The sequence below is a fragment of the Duganella sp. 1224 genome (genome assembly GCF_013408245.1).
Lineage (GTDB): Bacteria > Pseudomonadota > Gammaproteobacteria > Burkholderiales > Burkholderiaceae_D > Rugamonas.
Genome location: NZ_JACBYS010000009.1, coordinates 1 through 19,121, shown reverse-complemented (window position 1 = coordinate 19,121; position 19,121 = coordinate 1). Strand labels below are relative to the sequence as shown.

The following is a 19,121-nucleotide window of genomic DNA, read 5'->3' as shown; positions in this document are numbered from 1 at the left end:
CTAACAAGGCGGCGCCGCGAGGATGGGCGCCGCCGCTCTACATCAACTGCAATTGTTCGACCGCGTCTGCAATTACGTTGGGTTCCATCGAGCGCATGATCTTGCGGGTTTGCGGCATGATGCGCGCAAGGTCGCTGTTCAGGATTTCCTGCTTGACCGAGAGCAGTTGGGCCGGATGCATCGAGAACTCGCGCAATCCCATGCCCAGCAGCAGGCGTGTCAACTTGACATCGCCCGCCATTTCGCCGCACACGGCGACGTCGATCCCGGCTTTATGCCCGGCCGCAATCGTCATCGAGATCAATTGCAGCACAGCCGGATGCAGCGGATTGTAAAGGTGCGCGACCTCATAATCAACCCGGTCGATGGCGAGGGTGTACTGGATCAGGTCATTGGTGCCGATCGACAGGAAGTCCATGCGCTTGACGAACATCGGCAGCGCCAGCGCCGCCGCCGGAATTTCGATCATGGCGCCGACATCCACATCGTCATCGAACTTGACGCCCTGCTCGCGCAGCTCGGCCTTGGCCTGCGCCACCATGGCCAGCGACTGGTCGATCTCGAACGCGTGCGCCAGCATTGGAATCAGGATGCGCACCTTGCCGAACGCCGAAGCGCGCAAAATCGCGCGCAGCTGCGTCAGGAAAATCTGCGGCTCGGCCAGGCAGTAGCGGATGGCGCGCAGGCCCAGCGCCGGATTCAGCGCGGTCTGCTCGCTCTGGTCGAGCGGCTTGTCGGCGCCGATGTCCAGCGTGCGGATCGTCACCGGCCGGCCCTTCATCGCCACCACGGCCTTCTTGTACTGCTCGAACTGCTCTTCTTCCGACGGGATCTTGTTGTTCCGGCCCATGAACAGGAATTCGGAACGGAACAGGCCCACGCCATTGGCGCCGGCTTCCAGCGCGGCCGGGCAGTCGTCCGGCAGCTCGATGTTGGCCAGCAGCGTGATCTCGGTGCCGTCCTTGGTGATGGCCGGCGTCTTTTTCAGCTTCTGCAGCTTCTTGCGCGCGCGCGCGGCGGCGCCCTGGCGTTCGCGGTACTGCTCCAGCACCAGCGCGCTCGGGTTGACGATCACCACGCCGGCATCGCCGTCGATGATGATCCAGTCGTCCTGCTCGATCAGCGTGGAGGCGCCGGACATGCCCACCGCCGCAGGAATGTCGAGCGAGCGGGCGACGATTGCCGTGTGCGAGTTCTGGCCGCCGACATCGGTGACAAAGCCGATGAAGGAGCGGTCGCGGAACTGCAGCATGTCGGCCGGCGAGATGTCGTGGGCGACGATGATCATCTGCGGCTGGTAGTCGTCCTCGCCGCCGTCAGTGGCTTCGGGCAGTACCGTCTCGGTGCCCATCAACACCTTCAGCACGCGTTCGGCCACCTGCTGGATGTCGGCCTTGCGCTCGCGCAGATAAGGGTCCTCGATTTCGTCGAACTGCGCCGACAGCTCATCGATCTGCGTCAGCAGCGCCCATTCGGCGTTGTAGTGGCGGGTGCGGATGATGTCCAGCGGCGCTTCCGAAATCATCGGGTCGGACAGGATCAGCGCGTGGACGTCGATGAACGCGCCCAGTTCGGTCGGCGCGTCCTTGGGCAGTTCATTCCACAGCGTTTGCAGTTCCTTGTGGACGGCGGCCAGCGCCTGCTGCAGGCGCGAGACCTCGGCCTCGACCCGCTCCTCGGCCACCAGGTAGTGCTTGACGTCCAGCGCGGCCGGCGCCAGCAGATGGGCGCGGCCGATGGCGATACCGCGCGAGACTGGAATGCCGTGCAGCGTGAACGAGGCCATCGGCGGGCCTGCGGGGAAACGGGGACGGCTGCGCTCCGCCGCCATTACTCGCCTTCGCCGAACTTGTCGTTGACCAGGGCGGTCAGGGCGGCGACGCAATCCGCCTCGTCATCGCCGTCCGCCTCCAGCAGCACCTTGGCGCCCTTGCCGGCGGCCAGCATCATCACGCCCATGATGGACTTGGCGTTGATGCGGCGCGCGTTGCGCGTGAGCCAGACATCGCTTTTGTATTTTGCTGCCAGTTGGGTAAATTTGGCGGAAGCGCGCGCATGCAAACCAAGCTTGTTAATAATTTCGAGTTCTTGCTGAATCATTTTTCTTTTATCTCAATCAGTGCGCATTGCTAAAAAAATCGTCAGGTTTCCCCGACGCGGATCCGGTTGTCGACGCGCACCGCTCCACTTTGCGCGCCGGCCAGGGCCATCTCGACCACCACGTCCAGCGTGTCGCGGCGGTAGGTGATGGCGCGCAGCAGCATCGGCAAACTGATGCCCGCGATGACCTCCACCCGGCCGGCGTCCGCCAGCCGGTCGCAGCAGTTGGCGGGCGTGCCGCCCTTGACGTCGGTGATCACCAGCACGCCGTCGCCATCGTCGAGGCGCTTGATCGCCGCCGCCGCCAGCGACTGCACTTCGCCGAGGTCCTGGTCGGCGATCACGTCGATCGCTTCCAGGTGCTCGGTGGGGCCGCGGAACACGTGGGCGCAAGCCGCAAGAAAGGCTTGCCCCAGTGGTGCGTGCGTCATAAGCAGTATGCCTACCATATTGTTAAACCGCCAGTCAGGATTAAGGTTTTCTTGTCATCGGAGACTTATTTCACCGCAGCGGCCGCTTCCACCGCGTCGATGAAGGTGGCCGCCACCGGGAAGCCGGCCTGCTGGGTAATCTCCTGGAAGCAGGTCGGGCTGGTGACGTTGACTTCCGTCAGGAAATCACCGATAACATCTAATCCTACCAGCAACAGGCCGCGGGCGGCCAGAATCGGTCCCAGCGCGTTGGCGATTTCAAAGTCGCGCTCGGTCAGCGGCTGGGCCACGCCGAGGCCGCCGGCGGCCAGGTTGCCGCGCACCTCGCCGTTCTGTGGAATGCGCGCCAGCGAAAACGGCACCGGCTTGCCGTTGATGACCAGGATGCGCTTGTCGCCCTTGACGATGTCCGGGATGTATTTCTGCGCCATGATGGTGTACTTGCCGTTGCCGGTCAGCGTTTCGATGACCGAGCCGAGGTTCATGCCGTCCGCGCCGATGCGGAAGATGCCGGCGCCGCCCATGCCGTCCAGCGGCTTGAGGATGATGTCGCCGTGCTGCTTCTGGAAGGCGCGGAGGCGCGCCTCGTCGCCGCTCACCAGCGTCGGCGAGGTGAACTCGCTGAACTGGGTGATGGCCATTTTCTCGTTGTGGTCGCGGATGGCGGACGGCTTGTTGAAGACCTTGGCGCCCTGCTTCTCGGCCAGCTCCAGCATATAGGTGCCGTAGACATATTCCATGTCGAACGGCGGGTCCTTGCGCTGCAGGATGGCGTCGAACTCGCCGAGGTTGGTGTCGACCGGGTCGGCGGCGCGATACCAGTCGTGGCTGTCGCCGGTCATGGTGATGCGCTGCACGCGCGCGGTGACCACGCCCTGTGCCACCGCCATGTCCTTTTGCTGGAAGGCGTAGACCTCGTGGCCGCGCTGGGCCGCCTCCACCATCATGGCGTAGGTGGAGTCCTTGTAGGTCTTGAAGGTCGACAGCGGATCGGCGAGGAATGCGATTTTCATGGGTACGTCCGGTAGAGTGAATGCCTGATTTTAGCCGAGATTGGCAACGCCGGCCGATGAGTGAGACGCGCCGTCCCCCCCGGGCAAGGCGGGGTCGGACCCCGTACGGGGTCCGACCCCAGTATGCCGCCGTGCGGGTTTCAATAGACTTCCGGGTTGGGATCGGTCCGCTCCATTTCCAGCGAGGCGGCCAGCAGCGCCAGCCGCGCCACCACCCCGTACACATAGAAACGGTTGGGGGCGGCGGTGCCGGGTTTGGCCTTCAGGTCCGGCACCGCGTGCTGCTGCGCGAACGCCAGCGGCACGTACTGCGATCCCGGCGCGTTCAGGTTCTGGTCGACGCCCTTCTCGGCATGCACACGGTAGAAGCCGCCCACCACGTAGCGGTCGATCATGTACACCACCGGCTCGGCCACCGCGTGCTCGATGCTCTCGAAAGTCGGCACGCCTTCCTGGATGATGAAGTCGGTCACTTCCTTGCCATCCTTGATGACGGTCATCTTGTCACGCTGGGCCTGGGTCAGGTCCTTGATCTCGCTGGAATCCTTGATGGTCAGGATGCTGGTGCCATAGGTGCCGGCGTCCGGCTTGACGATCACGAAGGGCTTTTGCTCCTTCATGCCGTATTCCTTGTACTTCTTCTTGATCTTGGCCAGCAGCGCGTCGATGTTGGCGGCCAGACAGTCGTAGCCCTCGCCGGTGCGGAAATTGACGGCGTCGCACTTGGCGTGCAGCGGGTTCAGCATCCACGGATCGACGCCGATCAGCTTGCCGAACTTCTTGCACACCTCGTCATAGGCGCTCAGGTGGTTGCTCTTGCGGCGCAGCGCCCAGCCGGCGTGCAGCGGCGGCAGCAGGCTCTGCTCGTGGATATTCTGCAGGATGTCCGGCAGGCCGGCCGACAGGTCGTTGTTGAGCAAAATCGTGCACGGATCAAAATCCTTGAGGCCGACGCGGCGGCCGTTCGGCGAGCGCACCAGCGGCTCCACCACCAGCATATTGCCGTCCGGCAAAGCGATCGGCGTCGGCTCGGTGACTTCCGGCGACAGCGAACCCAGCCGTACGTGCAGGCCGGTCTGGCGGAAAATCTGCATCAGCCGCGCCACGTTCTGCCAGTAGGTCGGATGGCGCTGCGTGCTTTCCGGGATCAGCAGCAGGTTGCGGGCGTCCGGACAATACTTGTCGATCGCCGCCATGGCGGCCTGCACCGACAGCGGCAGCATCTCGGTGGCCAGCATGTTGAAGCCGCCCGGGAACAGGTTGGTGTCCACCGGCGCCAGCTTGTAGCCGGCGTTCCTCATATCAACCGAGCAATAAAACGGCGGCGTGTGCTCCTGCCATTCGAGGCGGAACCAGCGTTCGATTGCGGGGGTGGCGGCCAGGATTTTTTCTTCCAGGTCGAGCAGTGGTCCGCTCAGGGCCGTGACGAGGTGGGGAACCATGTGATTACTTCCTTATTACCGTGCGGGTATCCCAAATGAGGGCAAAAATGCCATTTTAAAGGCAGGAAATAAAAAAATGGTGCAAGTTATCTTAACTAAACGATTACACACCGGTCGGCATGCCATCAAGGCATGCCGTTAACACATCATTCCATGACGGTGCGCTCCTGCTGGATCTGGCCGCCGTTGATTTCATAGACCGCGCCAGTGACGAAGGAGCTGTCGTCCGACAGCAGCAGGGCCACGATGGCGGCCACTTCCTGCGGCGTGCCGGTCCGCCCCATGGCGGTCTTGGCGGCGATCCGCGCGCGCACCGCGGCCGGCAGGCCGGCCGCCTTGTCGGTCAGGATCGGCCCGGGAGCGACCGCGTTGATGCGGATGCCGCGCGTGGCATATTCCACGGCCGCGCTGCGCGTCAGTCCGACTATGCCATGCTTGGACGCCGCATAGGCGGCGCGCGTCGCGTGCGCCTGCAAGCCGGCGGTGGAGGCCATGTTGACGATCGCGCCGCCCCCGTGCGTCAGGAAATGCGCGATTTCGGCCTGCATGCAGTAGAACGTGCCGTTCAGGTTGACGTCAATGACACGGCGCCAGTCGGCCGGGTCGATCTGGTCGGTATCGCGCGGCAGCGGCGTCACGCCGGCATTGTTGAATGCCAGATCGAGCCGGCCATAGCTCGCCAGCGCAAACGGCACCAGCCGCGCCACTTGTTGCGGCTGACTGATGTCGCAGCCGATGGCGACCGCCTGCCCACCGTCGGCGAGGATGGCGGCCGCCACCCGCGCGGCGCCGTCCGGGTTGGCGTCGGCCAGGACCACGCGTGCGCCGCGGCGCGCCAGCAGGACGGCGGCGGCTTCGCCCAGCCCCGCTCCGCCGCCGGTGACCAGCACCACTTTCCCATCGAAAGCCATGGCGCCCTCCTTATGCCGTCCGCGCCACGCCGGCGCCATGAGCCGTCACGCGCACACTGAACACCGACGCCGCCGGGTCCAGGAAGACGGCAATCTGGCCGTGTGCCGTGTTGAGCGACGGCAGCAGCACCACGCCGCCCAAGCGCTCGACCGTCTCGGCCACGCCGTCCAGCGCCGCCACGCCGAAGTACACATCCCAGTACGGCGGCATGTCGGCCGGCATCGCGGGCGGACGCGGCAGCAGACCGGCCACCGGCCGGCCGTCCAGCAGCCACTGGCGGCGCTGGAACGGGTCGTCGGCCGCCGGCGCCGACAGCGTCCAGCCGAACAACTGGCCATAAAACGCGGCCGCCGCCCCGACGTCGTCGACGATCAGCTCGCTCCAGACCAGGGCGCCCGGCACGCCGCGCAACGCCTGGTCGGGCGCGGCGGCGCGCTGCCAGATCACCAGTTCCACACCGGCATGGTCGGCCAGCACCGCCGCGCCATCGGTTTGCGTTAGCAGCTTGCCGCCGGCCGCCAGCGCGCGCGCCACGCTGGCGCCGACCTCGGCCACTTGGACATGCAGGCGCCAGGCCGGCCCCACGCCGTCCGTGGCGCCGACGATGCTGGCCACCGGCTGCCCGTTCAGGCGACAGACGGTGTCGGGCTCGGCCGGGACATGCCAGCCCAGCAGATCGGCATAAAACTGCCGCGCCCTGGCCGGCGCGGTGGTGGTGAGAGTGACCCAGTCGGGCATGCCGACGGTGGCGCGCTGATGCTGCATGAGGAGCTCCTTTTGAAATGATTTCTGCACTGAGTGCAAGTTTGCACTCAGTGCATATTCAATGTCAAGCCAGATGCGGGTATGATCTGCGCTGGACCAATCGCACATCACCATGACCACATCCCCGACTCAGGAGCCAGCACAGGGCTTGCGCGAACGTAAGCGCCAGCAAACGCGGCAGGCCATCGCCTCCGCCGGCCTCGGCCTTTTTCTTCAACAAGGCTACGACGGCACCACGCTGGACCAGATCGCCGCGGCGGCCGGCATTTCGCGGCGCAGCTTTTTCGCGTATTTCCCTTCGAAGGAGGAATTGCTGCTAAGCGCGGCCAACACCGGGTTTGTCGAGGCCTTGCGCACCGCCTTTGCCGCCGTGCCGGCGGCCACGCTGCGGCCGGTCGAGGCCATGTGCCGGGAATTGCCGAAGCTGGTGTCGCGCTTTGAAAGCGAGGAATCGCTGGCCATCGACCGCTTGCTGCGCTCGTCCGAAACGCTGCGGGCACGCAAGCAGGCGGTGTTTATGGAAATGGAAAACAACCTGTCCGACGCCCTGGCCGCCCGTTGGCGCGACACCGATCCGCAAGCGCTGCGGCTGGTGGCGATGAGCGGCATCGGCGCACTGCGGCTGGCGATGGATGCCTGGCGCGGCGACCACCGGCAAGCCGCGCTGTCGGTGCACCTCGACCGTCAGCTAGCATTGCTGAGGCAGAGCGTCGGCGCATGAAAAAACCCGCAAGCCGGCGCGCCGGCATTGCGGGTTGATGAGCCGCCTGAAGCAGGCGGCCGTCTGAGGCGGGCGACGATTAGCTGTGGTAGGCCGATTCGCCGTGGGTGGTGATGTCCAGACCCTCGCGCTCCTCTTCTTCCGGCACGCGCAGGCCGATGACCACGTCCACCAGCTTGTAGGCGATCAGGGCGACGATGCCCGACCACAGGATGGTCACGCCGACGCCGGTCGCCTGCACCATTACTTGCGAGCTGATCGAGTAGTCGGCCGATGCCTTGTTGGCCACGTAGTCGAACACGCCCTGGCCACCCAGCGACGGTGCGGCAAACACACCGGTCAGGATCGCGCCCAGGATGCCGCCGACGCCGTGCACGCCGAACACGTCCAGCGAGTCGTCCGCGCCCAGCAGTTTTTTCAGGCCGTTCACGCCCCACAGGCAGATCACGCCGGCCAGCAAGCCCATGATCAGCGCGCCCATCGGGCCGACGAAGCCGCAGGCCGGGGTGATAGCGACCAGACCGGCCACCGCGCCCGAGGCGCCACCCAGCATCGATGGCTTGCCCTTGAAGATCCATTCAGCGAACACCCACGACACGGTGGCGGCAGCGGTGGCCAGCAGCGTGTTGATGAAGGCCAGCGCGGCGATGTCGCCCGCTTCCAGCGCCGAGCCGGCGTTGAAGCCGAACCAGCCCACCCACAGCAGCGAGGCGCCGATCATGGTCATGGTCACCGAGTGCGGCGCCATCGATTCGCGGCCGTAGCCGACGCGCTTGCCGATCATGTAGGCGCCGATCAGGCCGGCCACGGCGGCGTTGATGTGCACCACGGTGCCGCCGGCGGTGTCCAGCGCGCCCTTCTGGAACAGGAAACCGGCTTTGGCGGTTTCGGTGGCCAGGGTGGCGGCGTCCTTGATCGCGTCCGGACCGGTCCAGAACCAGACCATGTGGGCGATCGGCAGGTAGGCGAAGGTGAACCAGATCACCACGAACACCAGCACGGCGGTGAACTTGGCGCGCTCGGCGAAGGCGCCGATGATCAGACCGCAGGTAATGGCGGCGAAGGTGGCCTGGAACGCCACGAAGGCAAACTCCGGAATCACCACGCCCTTGCTGAAGGTGGCGGCGTAAGCGAAGGCGCCCTTGGCCGGATCCCAGATGCCGTTCAGGAACACGCGGTCATGCAGGTTGCCGAAGAAGGCGTTGCCCTCGGTGAACGCCAGCGAGTAACCGTAGATGCACCACAGCACGATGATCAGCGCGAAGATCATGAACACCTGCATCAGGATCGACAGCATGTTCTTGGAACGGACCAGGCCGCCGTAGAACAGCGCCAGGCCAGGAATCGTCATCAGGATCACCAGCAGAGTCGAGGTCATCATCCAGGCGGTATCGCCTTTTTGCGGCGTCGGCGCCGGCGCGGCGGCGGCCGGAGCGGCTTCCGCCGGCGCAGCGGCGGGCGCGGCAGCAGCAGGGGCCGGGGCGGCGGCGGCTGGCGCCGGGGCGGCAGCGGTGGCGGCAGGCGCGTCAGCCGGCTTGGCGTCCTGGGCGTGCACGGGTGCGGCCAGCGCAAACAGGATGGAAACCCCAGCGAGCATGCTTGTTATAATTTTCTTCATTCTCATCGTCCTCTTTAGAGAGCTTCGTTACCGGTTTCGCCGGTACGAATACGGATCACTTGTTCCAGGTTGTACACAAAGATTTTGCCGTCACCGATTTTGCCGGTGCGGGCAGCGCCTTCGATGGCTTCGATGGCCTGTTCGACGATGGCGTCGTCGACTGCCGCTTCGATCTTGGTCTTCGGCAGGAAGTCCACGACATACTCCGCACCGCGGTACAGCTCGGTGTGGCCCTTCTGGCGACCGAAGCCTTTCACTTCGGTCACGGTAATGCCCTGCACGTTTATCGCCGACAGGGCTTCACGCACCTCGTCAAGCTTGAACGGCTTGATAATGGCGGTAATCATTTTCATACTGGCCTCGCTTAGAAGGTTTTGGAAATGGTCAGGACAGCACCGGTTTTACCCAGGTTCTTCCCTCTTCCGACGTAGGCCTCGGTGTCGGCATAGACCGCCGCCAATGCCACACTGACTACGCCGAAATCTTTGGTCACGCCCACCTTGTAGTCGGTATAGCTGGAGGCGCCATTATTTTTCACGTTCTGCCGGCCGACGTGCAGGTTCAGGATGTAGCCATCGCTGATTTCCTGGTTCAGCTGGGCGTCGACATAGCCGGAATTCTTGGAGTCGGCAAAGCCGAACAGGTTGGTGGTGGACTGCGAGTACTTCAGCGAGGCCGGGCCGATGGAGATCTGGCCATACAGCTCGAAGGTGTTGGCGCTCGGGTGCAGCTTGTTGGACGGGTAGTAGTAGTACAGGCCGCCGACGTCGTAGCTGATCAAGTCGGTGATCGCGCCACGTTTGCCGGCATACAGATCCCATTCCACCTCGCCATCGCCGCCGCCATCCTTGACCCATTTGATGGTGGACAGCCAGGTGCCGGCGTACAAGCCGGTCGGGTTGTTGACATAATCCGCACCGCCCTGTAAGGCGGGTTTGAGACGGGTTTGCGATACGCCGCGGTAGCGGTAGTCGCTGACAACGGCAGCGTTAAAGCTGACTTCGTTATCTGGTTTCGCTTCCGGGGCGGGTGCCGCCTCTTCCGCGCGCGCCATGGACGCGAATGCTAAGGTCAACGCAGCAATCAGGGTAAAGTTCCGGGACATTTTCATAATTGTTTTTCCTAGTAAGTGAACTTGTTGGCAGTTGCGGTTTAAAATTCTGTTACGTCGAAGCGATGAAAAGCATTCAACGTTTTCTTTAGCAGAATGTGTGCCAGCTAATGTTGTTCAGCAAACAGGTGCCGTATCATGCTTGACAACGGCCCTGCTCTCCCGGAAGTGAGAATCACTCCGCCCGGACAGCGGGATTTCGGCGGTTTCGCACCACATTAACGCCGATTAGCACCATTATGGTGCAAAGAGGGACCAACCGATCGAGGAATATTATGGATATGAATACTTTTTTTAATGACTTGCAAAACAAGATCAGCCAGGCCATCGAAAATTCACCAGCAAAGGACATTGAAAAGAACGTCAAGTCCATGATGACGCAGGGCTTCGCCAAGCTGGACCTGGTGACCCGCGAGGAGTTCGACATCCAGACGCAAGTGCTGGCCAAGACCCGCGCCAAGCTGGAAGCGCTGGAAACCCGCCTGGCCGACCTGGAAGCCAAGGCCGCCGGCGGCAACAAGGTCGACATCGCCAAGGGCGAAGTGCTGTAAGTCTCGCGCCGCCCGGATCAAACTGGTTTGGGCTAGCGCAAACTGACGCGGCGGGCATGCGCTACGCTGGCGGCTGGTCCTTTATGCCCGCGCCAGCCATGTCCATCCTCGCCATACTCAAAAGCCGCGCCCTGGCCGGCATGGAAGCGCAGGAAGTCAGCGTAGAAGTGCACCTGGCCAACGGACTGCCGGCCTTCACCATCGTCGGCCTGGCCGACACCGAGGTCAAGGAAGCGAAAGACCGGGTCCGCGCCGCCATCCAGAACGGCGGTTTCGACTTCCCCGCGCAGCGCATCACCGTCAATCTGGCGCCGGCTGATCTGCCCAAGGAATCGGGCCGCTTCGACCTGCCGATCGCGCTCGGCATTCTGGCCGCCTCCAAACAAATCCCCTCGCGCCGCCTGCACCAGTACGAATTTGCCGGCGAGCTGTCGCTGTCCGGCGAACTGCGGCCCATCCGCGGCGCGCTGGCGATGTCGCTGGCGACCCGGCGCGACGGCGGCTGCCTGGCCTTCATCCTGCCGATGGCCAACGCCGACGAAGCCGCGCTGGTCGCCAACGCAGCCATCTACCCCGCCGCCACGCTGCTGGACGTCTGCCGCCACTTCGCCGGCAAGTCGGTCGACAACATGCTGTCACGCCACGAGGCGATGCCGGTGGTGGTCCCGCAGGAGTATCCGGACTTTGCCGACGTTAAAGGACAAACGTTCGTCAAGCGCGCGCTGGAAGTGGCGGCGGCGGGCAGTCACTCGGTCCTGATGGTCGGTCCGCCGGGCACCGGCAAGACCATGCTGGCTTCGCGCTTTGCTGGCCTGCTCCCGGAAATGAGCGACGACGAAGCACTGGAGTCAGCCGCGGTCCAGTCGCTGGCCGGCAACTTCCGGATCGGACAATGGAAGCACCGGCCATTCCGCGCCCCCCATCACACCTCCTCCGGTCCAGCCCTGGTAGGCGGCGGCAGCGTGCCCCGGCCTGGCGAAATTTCGCTGGCCCATCGCGGCGTGTTGTTCCTCGACGAACTCCCCGAGTTCAATCGCCACGTGCTGGACGTGCTTCGCGAACCGATGGAATCGGGCCGCATCACCATTTCGCGCGCGGCGCGGCAGGCCGACTTTCCTGCGGATTTTCAGTTGATTGCGGCCATGAATCCCTGTCCCTGTGGCTATTTTGGCCACGGTGGCGTGGTATGCCGTTGCACCCCGGACATCATGCTGCGCTACCAGAGCCGCATTTCCGGGCCACTACTGGACCGCATCGACATTCAAATCGAAGTTGCTGCCGTTCCTCCCGATATTCTCGCGGCCCCGGCGCATGGCGAATCGTCGGCCGTGATCGCCGCGCGGGTCCAGGCAGCCGCAAGTCTGCAACTGGAACGCCAGGGGAAACGCAATCAGTACCTGACGCCGCGCGAAATCGATCATTACTGCAAACTTGATCGCATCAGCAAGAGTACGCTCAAGCACAGCATGGAGTCCTTTCACTGGTCGGGCCGGGCATATCACCGCATCTTGCGCGTGGCGCGCACCATCGCCGACATCGCTAAAAGCGAGCGCATTCAGGAACACCATTTGAGCGAAGCAGTTCAGTATCGGCGGGCTTTACTTACCGATTAGCCAGGCGACCTGCTTGCGGATCGGGGGGCAGAAAACTTCGTGGAAAACCAAGGCTGATGGGTAACGCCAGTATAAAAAGCGGCCGAAGCGGATGATCAACATACCAAGTCTTGCCGGCTTGCTGCTATATTTGCTCGCAGCTTACTCACGCCAGGATAACAATGACCCGTTTGCCCCTCTATCTCGCCGCCAGCGCCGTGCTGGCCGGTTGCGCCACCGCCCCCTTGCCGCCCACCGATTTCACCGCCAACTCCGGCAGCCCGCGCACGCCCGAGCAGCTGGCGGTGACGTTTGAAAAAGTCGATCTCGCGCTGCGCGTCGAGCCGGCGACCAAGAGCATCCGCGGCGACGCGGCGCTGACCTTCCTGCTGAAAGAACCGCTGACCCGCATCGCCGTCGAGCTGGACCGCAACCTGCCGATCGACAGCGCCAGCGTCGATGGCGTCCCGCTGGCGCCGTCCGCCATCAGCAATCCCGACGGACGCGTCTACCTGACGCTGCCGTCGCCGCTGCCGGCCGGCGCCCGCACCACCGTGCGCATCCAGTACCACGGCGTGCCGCACGTGGCCAAACACGCGCCGTGGGACGGCGCCTTCACCTGGAGCCAGACCGCCGACGGCCAGCCGTGGATCGCCACCACCGTCGAAGGCGAAGGCTGCGACATGTTCTGGCCCTGCATCGACCATCCGATGGGCAAGCCGCAACTGATCGACCTGCACATCACCGTGCCGTCGCCGCTGGTGGTGGCCGGCAACGGCGTCGCCACCGGCATGGCGGAAAAGGATGGCTGGCGCACCTACAACTGGCGCGCCAAGAATCCCAGCACCTACGGCGTCGCCCTCAACATCGGCCCGTACGAGATGCTGTCCGGCGACTACGCCAGCCGCTTCGGCAACACCATCCCGCTGCGCATGTGGTATCTGAAGGGCCACGAGCAGGAGGCGCGCGGCCTGTTCGGCGAATTCAAGCCGATGCTGGATTTCTTTGAATACCGCGTCGGCCCATATCCGTTCGGCGACGAGAAAATGGGCGTGGTCGAAACCCCGCACCTGGGCATGGAACACCAGACCATCAACGCCTACGGCAACGGCTACGTCAAGTCCGCCTACGGTTACGACTGGCTGTTGCACCACGAGCTGTCGCACGAGTGGTTCGGCAACCAGATGACCAACGCCGACTGGGACGACATGTGGCTGCACGAGGGCTTCGGCTCCTACATGCAGCCGCTGTACCTGGAGGCGATGCGCGGCGAGCGCGAGTTCCAGGCCGAGCTGTTCAACTTCCGCAAGACGCTGGCCAACAAGGCGCCGGTGGTCAGCGGCAAGACCCAGCGCATCGAAGACATCTACGAGGACGCGCGCGGCGGCCCCGGCAACGACATCTACACCAAGGGCGCGCTGATCCTGCACACGCTGCGCAACCTGATCGGCGACGACGCCTTCTTCACCGCCACCCGCCGCATGGTCTACGGCACCGCGACGCCGACGCCGGGCAACTTCCAGCCGCGCTGGAGCAGCACCAGGGAATTCGTCCAGTTCGCCAACGAGGCCAGCGGCCGCGACCTGCACTGGTTCTTCGACGCCTACCTCTACCACGCCGCGCTGCCGGAGCTGGTGGAGGAACGCCAGGGCGACAAGCTCAGGCTGCGCTGGAAGCTGAAGGACGGCGGCGCCTTCCCGATGCCGATCGAGGTGCGCGTCAATGAACGCATCGAGAAGCTGCCGATGACCGACGGCAGCGGCGAAGTCACCGTGCCGCCGTTCGCCATGGTCACCATCGACCCGATGTCGCGCGTGCTGCGCCAGCAGCCATGGATCGATGAGTGGAAAGCCGCCGAGGGCAAGAAGAAAGGCAAGCGCTAATGCGCGGGCTGCCGCTGGCGCTGCTGCTGGCCATCGCGCTGTCGGCGTGCAGCCCCAAGTATGACTGGCGCGACTACCGCAGCGCCGACGCGCCGTACGCCGTGCTGTTCCCCGGCAAGCCCGCCACCCACACCCGCACCATCCGGCTCGACCAGTTGACAGTCAGCATGACGATGGCCGCCAGCGACATCGATGGCCTGGTGTTTGCCATCGGCAGCGCGCAACTGGCCGACGCCGCGCAGGCCCCGGCCGCGCTGACGGCCATGCAGGCCGCCATGGTCAGCAACATCGGCGGCACCATCACCAGCAGCAGGCAACTGCCCGGCGGCGGCGTGGAACTCGCCGCCAGCGGCCCCACCATGCGCCTGCTCGGCCGCTTTATCGCCCGCGACCGGCGGATTTACCAGGTCGTCATCGTCGGCCCGGCGCGGCAATTCGACGCCGAAACCGCCGAAACATTCTTCACTTCCTTCAAACTCTTGTAAAAAATTGAATAATTCGCTTAGGGAATACTTAATCCGGGTGCGGCAGCGCCCAAACAGGCGGCTCGGGGTATTGTAAAGTTTCAGGTATGTACTAAAGTCTTACTAACTGACTTAATAAGACCAAGAAAGTGCCGCTATGTTAATCGCATTCAAATCGAAATCGAGCCCTGAGGTGCTGATGTACCAGGAACACGCGCAACGCATCCTGGATCTGTTGCACAAGAATCCCACGCGCGGCGTGATCACCGCGGCCGAGGCGGCCGAGGCGCTGTCGGTGCTGGAGCATGAGGTCGCCGAGACCAAGCTGCATCCGGAAACCGATGTCGAGCACGACATCCACGCCCACGAGCAGGAAGAAGGCGAAACCAGGGAACACGCGCAAGCCCAGCGCGTCGGCTTCTCGGCGCGCGCCTACCCGCTGCTGGAAATGCTGCGCACCGCCAAGGCGGAAAACGAGCACATCATCTGGGGCATTTGACCGCCTCAGTCGCCCGCCAGGGACGCCTTCAACGGTAAATCCATCGTGAAGCGCGTCCCGACGCCCACCGCGCTGTCCACCCGTATCGCGCCATCCAGCAGCGACGTCACGATGTTGTAGGTGATGCTCAGGCCCAGCCCGTTGCCGCCCTGCCCCAGCTTGGTGGTGAAGAAGGGATCGAAGATGCGCGCCTGATGTTCCTGCGGTATGCCCTTGCCGTTGTCCTCGAACACGACGCGCACCCGGTCGGCGCCCAGCTGCACCGCCCACATGCGGATCTCGCCGCCCTCGCGCCCGTCAAACGCGTGCAGCAGCGCGTTGTTGATCAGGTTGATCACCACCTGGCCGTAGGGGCCGGGGAAACTGTCCATGACGATATCGTCCGGCATCTCCAGCACGATGTGGTGGCCGGCCTTGCGCACCTGGTTTTTCATCGTCATCACGATCTCCTGGCTGGCCTGCTGCAGATTGAACTGGCGCCGCTTGGCGCTGGCCTGATCGACCGCCACCTGCTTGAAGCTGTTGACCAGCTCGGCCGCGTTGCGCAGGCTGCGCATCAGCAGCGTGGACGCCTCGCGCGCGGCGTCGAGGAAGCCGCGCAGGTCGGAGCGGCGCAGCGTGTTGCCGTGGTTGAGGATCTCCATCTCGGCGGTCTTGTCCTCCAGCGTGCTGGCGATCACCAGGCTGTTGCCGATCGGCGTGTTCAGCTCGTGCGCGACACCCGCCACCAGCGAGCCCAGCGCGGCCAGCTTCTCGCGCTCCACCAGTTGCTGCTGGGCGTCGCGCAGCTGGCGGTAGGAATCGGCATTGGCGAATGCCACCGCCACATACGAGGCCAGCGTGGTCAGCATGTCGAGATCGATGCGCTGGTAGGCGTGGCTGCGGTAGCTGTGCACGGTGATCACGCCGCGCACCTGGCCGCCCACCGAGATCGGCACGTAGATCAGCGAGCGCGGCTCGGTCGGCAGCGAGCCGTCCTCCAGCGTGCCCATGTTCTCGGCGCCGGACACCAGCTCCAGGCTGTCGATGTAGCGGCGGTATTCCTGCTCGACGTCGTTGATGAACACCTCGCGCCCATGCAGGATGCACCACACCGCCAGCTGGTTGGGCTCGCGCATGCTGCGCGTGTACGGCGTGTAGCGCTTGCCGCGCTCCATCGCGAACGGATACTCGATCAGCTCCTGCTCGGGCCGGTAGATACCGATGCCGAACACGCTGGCATCCATCAGCGCGTGCACCTGCTCGTACAGCAGCTTCATGATGGCCTCGCTGTCGAGGTTGGCGGTGATGCGGCGGCCGATGTCCGACAGCAGCGAGATGCTGCGGTGGGCCAGCTCGACATTTTCCTTCTCGCGCTCGATCGACTCCTTCTGCCGCACCAGCTCGCGCGTGCGGCTGCCGACCTCGTGCTCCAGGTCCTGCTTCTGCAGCACCAGCAGGCGAATGCGGACGCGGAACAGCAGATACGCGCTGCCCAGCACCAGGCCGGCCGCCAGCAGTCGGAACCACCAGGTCTTCCACACCGGCGGCGCGATCGTCACCGTCATCGACACCGGCTCGGTGCTCCACACGCCATCCTTGTTGGCGGCCTTGACGCGGAACACGTAGCGGCCGGGATCGAGATTGGTGTAGCTGGCGAAGCGCTTGCCGGCATCGGCCGTCACCCATGCCGGATCGAATCCTTCGAGCTGATAGGCGTAGCGGTTGCGCTGCGGATCGGCGTAATGCAGACCAGCGAACTCGAACGAAAACACGGCGTCGCGGTAGGACAGCGCCAGCGCCTGCAACTCGCCCTGCGCACCGCGTCGCAGCACGTCGCCGCGCGGCACGCCGGTGAGGATGGACTGGTTGAAGATCGAGAAATCGGTGATGGCCACCTGCGGCGGCGACGGATTGTCGTGTATCCGCGCCGGCTGGAACGCGGTCACGCCCTCCAGCCCGCCGAAGTACAAGGTGCCGTCCGGCGCGCGGTAGCCGGTGCCGACGAAGTACGAACCATCGATCAGGCCATCGCGCGAGGCATAGTTCCTGAACTGCCCGCTGTGCGGATCGAAGCGCGAAATGCCGGCCGTGGTGCTGATCCACAAGCGGCCCTGCTGGTCCGGCAGGATGGCGCCGATCGGATCATGCGAGCGGCCGTTGGCCGGCGGATAGACGTGGAAGCGCAGCGGACCATCCGCGCCCAGGCGCGCCATGTTGAGGCCGGACGCCGTGCCCAGCCACAGACTATCCTGCTCGTCCAGGTACAGGTAATAGATGCGATTGTGGCTCAGGCTGTCGGACCGGGCGGCATCGTGGCGGTAATGCGTGAACTTGCCGGTGGCGCGGTCGAAACGGTCGAGGCCATTCTCGGTGCCCAGCCACAGCGTGCCCCGGCGGTCCTCCACCAGCGCGTAGACGCGCCCGGACAGCTTGTCGGGCTCGCTCGCGTCGGTCGCATAGGTCTGCACCGCCAGCGTCTGCGGGTCCACGCGGAACAGCGCGCTGCGCGAGCCGACCCAGAGCACGCCATCGCGGCCCACCAGGATGCGCTGGACGTGGCGCGCCTGCGCATCGTCCGCGAGCGGCAGCGCATGGAAAGCCTCGGCGCCGGGCTCGCGCCAGAACAAGCCGCTGGGCGAGCCCAGCCACAACCGGCCGCGCTGGTCGACCGCCAGCGCCGACAGCCCATCCGGCGGCAGCGAGCCCGGCCGCTGCACCGCGCTGGAGGTGAATGTCACCTTGCCCTGCGCCGGATCAAGCCAGGCCAGCCCTTGTGCCGAGCCCAGCCATATCTTGCCATCCGGCGTGCCGGCAATCGCGCGCACCTTGCCGCTGCCGATGCCCGGCAGCACGCCGCCATATTCAGTGTAGCGCTCAAAGCCGCCGCTGCTCAGGTCGACATGGTCGGCGCCGCCATACCAGGTGCCGACCCACAGCGTGCCGCTGCGGTCCTGATACAGCGCGCTGACCTGGCTGTCGCTGATGCTGTGCCGGTTGAGCGGATCGCGCGGGTAGCTGTAGACGCGGCCGCTAGCGGCGTCGCGCCGCCGCAAGCCATCGCTGAACGTGCCCAGCCACAGTGTGCCGTCGCGGTCGTGCAGCAGCCGGGTCATGCGCAGCCGGGTCAGTTCCTCGGGCAAGGCCAGCGCCAGGCGCTCGGCAGATTGCCCCTGCAGGCGCCACGCCTGGACGCCCCTGAGCGCGCCGGCCCACAACACACCGTCCGGGCCGATCGACAGCGCGGTCAGCGAATTCTCCGGCCGGCCGTCCTGCGGGCCGATATGGCGAAAGCGTGTTTCTGCCGCCGCCAGCAGATCCAGCCCGCGCACCGTGCCCACCCACAGGTTGCCGTTGGCATCGCGCGCCAGCGCGGTCACGCGGTCGTCGTTGATGCTGTCTTGGTCGCCGTCGGCGTGGCGCAACAGGCGCAACTGGCCGCTGGCCAAGTCCAGGTGCTGCAGGCCGTCATTGGTGCCCAGCCACAAGCCCTGCTTGCCATCACTGACGATGCTGCTCACCGGCACGCCGGACAGCACGTGCGTGAACGCCTGGGTGACGGCATCGTAGCGGTCGAGGCCGCCCCGGCTGCCGACCCACAAATGGCCGGCGGCGTCTTCGTACAGCGTCTGGATATAGCTGTCCAGCAGGCTTTGCGGATTGGCGGGATCGTTCTTGAACGCGGTGAGGCGGTAACCATCGTAGCGGTTCAGCCCAGACTGGGTGCCCAGCCAGATATAGCCCTGGCGGTCCTGAACGATGCTGTTGACAGTTTCCTGGGTGACGCCCTGCTCCACGCTCAGATGGCCAAAGCGCAGTGTCAGCGGCGCCGCGCGGGCCATGGACAGCATCGCCAGCAAGAGGAAAGTACAGGCACAACGAATTGCGTAAGCTGGCATAGGGTTGGGTTGCATCTCCGATATCGACCCATTTTAATGCACAAAAGCAAAAAAGCCCGCTCAGGCTTTACCTGAACGGGCTTTTTCTAAATAACTAGCTTGACGATAACCTACTTTCACACTGGTTGCAGCACTATCATC

17 protein-coding genes are annotated in these 19,121 nt (G+C 64.6%); 6 read left to right on the top strand and 11 right to left on the bottom strand.

Features of this window, described 5'->3' with window-relative positions:
- Positions 1-37: 37 nt before the first annotated feature.
- The 7 genes from ptsP to FHW58_RS24985 form a co-directional block, all read right to left on the bottom strand.
- Positions 38-1,786 (bottom strand): phosphoenolpyruvate--protein phosphotransferase, encoded by a 1,749-nt coding sequence (ptsP, locus tag FHW58_RS25015; RefSeq protein ID WP_179676064.1) that lies wholly within the window; start codon positions 1,784-1,786, stop codon positions 38-40.
- 44 nt (positions 1,787-1,830) lie between these two features.
- Positions 1,831-2,100 carry an HPr family phosphocarrier protein gene (locus FHW58_RS25010; protein ID WP_179675904.1) on the bottom strand — a complete coding sequence of 90 codons (270 nt, stop codon included), beginning with the start codon at positions 2,098-2,100 and terminating at the stop codon, positions 1,831-1,833.
- A 41-nt stretch (positions 2,101-2,141) separates the two neighbouring features.
- Positions 2,142-2,549, bottom strand: a complete 408-nt coding sequence (locus FHW58_RS25005; protein ID WP_179675903.1) for a PTS sugar transporter subunit IIA — start codon at positions 2,547-2,549, stop codon at positions 2,142-2,144.
- Between the two features lie 47 nt (positions 2,550-2,596).
- On the bottom strand, positions 2,597-3,544 hold the full coding sequence (gene gshB / locus FHW58_RS25000; RefSeq protein WP_179675902.1) for a glutathione synthase: 948 nt from the start codon (positions 3,542-3,544) through the stop codon (positions 2,597-2,599).
- A gap of 140 nt (positions 3,545-3,684) precedes the next feature.
- Complete coding sequence (gshA, locus tag FHW58_RS24995; RefSeq protein WP_179675901.1) at positions 3,685-4,986, bottom strand: glutamate--cysteine ligase; 1,302 nt, start codon at positions 4,984-4,986, stop codon at positions 3,685-3,687.
- 146 nt (positions 4,987-5,132) lie between these two features.
- On the bottom strand, positions 5,133-5,897 hold the full coding sequence (locus tag FHW58_RS24990; RefSeq protein WP_179675900.1) for an SDR family NAD(P)-dependent oxidoreductase: 765 nt from the start codon (positions 5,895-5,897) through the stop codon (positions 5,133-5,135).
- A gap of 10 nt (positions 5,898-5,907) precedes the next feature.
- Positions 5,908-6,663 carry a VOC family protein gene (locus tag FHW58_RS24985; protein WP_179675899.1) on the bottom strand — a complete coding sequence of 252 codons (756 nt, stop codon included), beginning with the start codon at positions 6,661-6,663 and terminating at the stop codon, positions 5,908-5,910.
- Positions 6,664-6,775: 112 nt separating this feature from the next.
- Here FHW58_RS24985 and FHW58_RS24980 point away from each other — a divergent pair, with 112 nt between their 5' ends.
- Positions 6,776-7,384 carry a TetR/AcrR family transcriptional regulator gene (locus FHW58_RS24980; protein ID WP_179675898.1) on the top strand — a complete coding sequence of 203 codons (609 nt, stop codon included), beginning with the start codon at positions 6,776-6,778 and terminating at the stop codon, positions 7,382-7,384.
- 79 nt (positions 7,385-7,463) lie between these two features.
- On the opposite strand, the gene FHW58_RS24975 is transcribed toward FHW58_RS24980, so the two are convergent.
- The 3 genes from FHW58_RS24975 to FHW58_RS24965 are packed head-to-tail and all read right to left on the bottom strand — an operon-like array spanning position 7,464 to position 10,113.
- A complete protein-coding gene (locus tag FHW58_RS24975) occupies positions 7,464-9,002 on the bottom strand; it encodes an ammonium transporter (RefSeq protein ID WP_179675897.1) in 1,539 nt (512 codons plus the stop codon).
- A 14-nt stretch (positions 9,003-9,016) separates the two neighbouring features.
- Entirely contained in the window at positions 9,017-9,355 is a 339-nt protein-coding gene (locus FHW58_RS24970; protein WP_154360515.1) for a P-II family nitrogen regulator, read from the bottom strand.
- 11 nt (positions 9,356-9,366) lie between these two features.
- Positions 9,367-10,113, bottom strand: a complete 747-nt coding sequence (locus FHW58_RS24965; RefSeq protein WP_179675896.1) for a TorF family putative porin — start codon at positions 10,111-10,113, stop codon at positions 9,367-9,369.
- Positions 10,114-10,388: 275 nt separating this feature from the next.
- Here FHW58_RS24965 and FHW58_RS24960 point away from each other — a divergent pair, with 275 nt between their 5' ends.
- From FHW58_RS24960 to FHW58_RS24940, 5 genes are all read left to right on the top strand, one after another.
- Entirely contained in the window at positions 10,389-10,664 is a 276-nt protein-coding gene (locus FHW58_RS24960; protein ID WP_179675895.1) for an accessory factor UbiK family protein, read from the top strand.
- A gap of 98 nt (positions 10,665-10,762) precedes the next feature.
- Positions 10,763-12,277 (top strand): YifB family Mg chelatase-like AAA ATPase, encoded by a 1,515-nt coding sequence (locus FHW58_RS24955; RefSeq protein ID WP_179675894.1) that lies wholly within the window; start codon positions 10,763-10,765, stop codon positions 12,275-12,277.
- Between the two features lie 161 nt (positions 12,278-12,438).
- On the top strand, positions 12,439-14,139 hold the full coding sequence (locus tag FHW58_RS24950) for a M1 family metallopeptidase (RefSeq protein WP_179675893.1): 1,701 nt from the start codon (positions 12,439-12,441) through the stop codon (positions 14,137-14,139).
- Positions 14,139-14,624, top strand: a complete 486-nt coding sequence (locus FHW58_RS24945; RefSeq protein WP_179675892.1) for a hypothetical protein — start codon at positions 14,139-14,141, stop codon at positions 14,622-14,624. Before FHW58_RS24950 ends, FHW58_RS24945 begins: the two co-directional genes overlap by 1 nt.
- Positions 14,625-14,760: 136 nt before the next feature.
- Positions 14,761-15,102: a DUF1840 domain-containing protein gene (locus FHW58_RS24940; RefSeq protein ID WP_179675891.1), complete on the top strand. Its 342-nt coding sequence runs from the start codon at positions 14,761-14,763 to the stop codon at positions 15,100-15,102.
- A gap of 5 nt (positions 15,103-15,107) precedes the next feature.
- Here the strand turns inward: FHW58_RS24940 and FHW58_RS24935 are convergent, their stop codons facing one another.
- Positions 15,108-18,980: a two-component regulator propeller domain-containing protein gene (locus FHW58_RS24935; protein WP_179675890.1), complete on the bottom strand. Its 3,873-nt coding sequence runs from the start codon at positions 18,978-18,980 to the stop codon at positions 15,108-15,110.
- Positions 18,981-19,121: the final 141 nt, after the last annotated feature.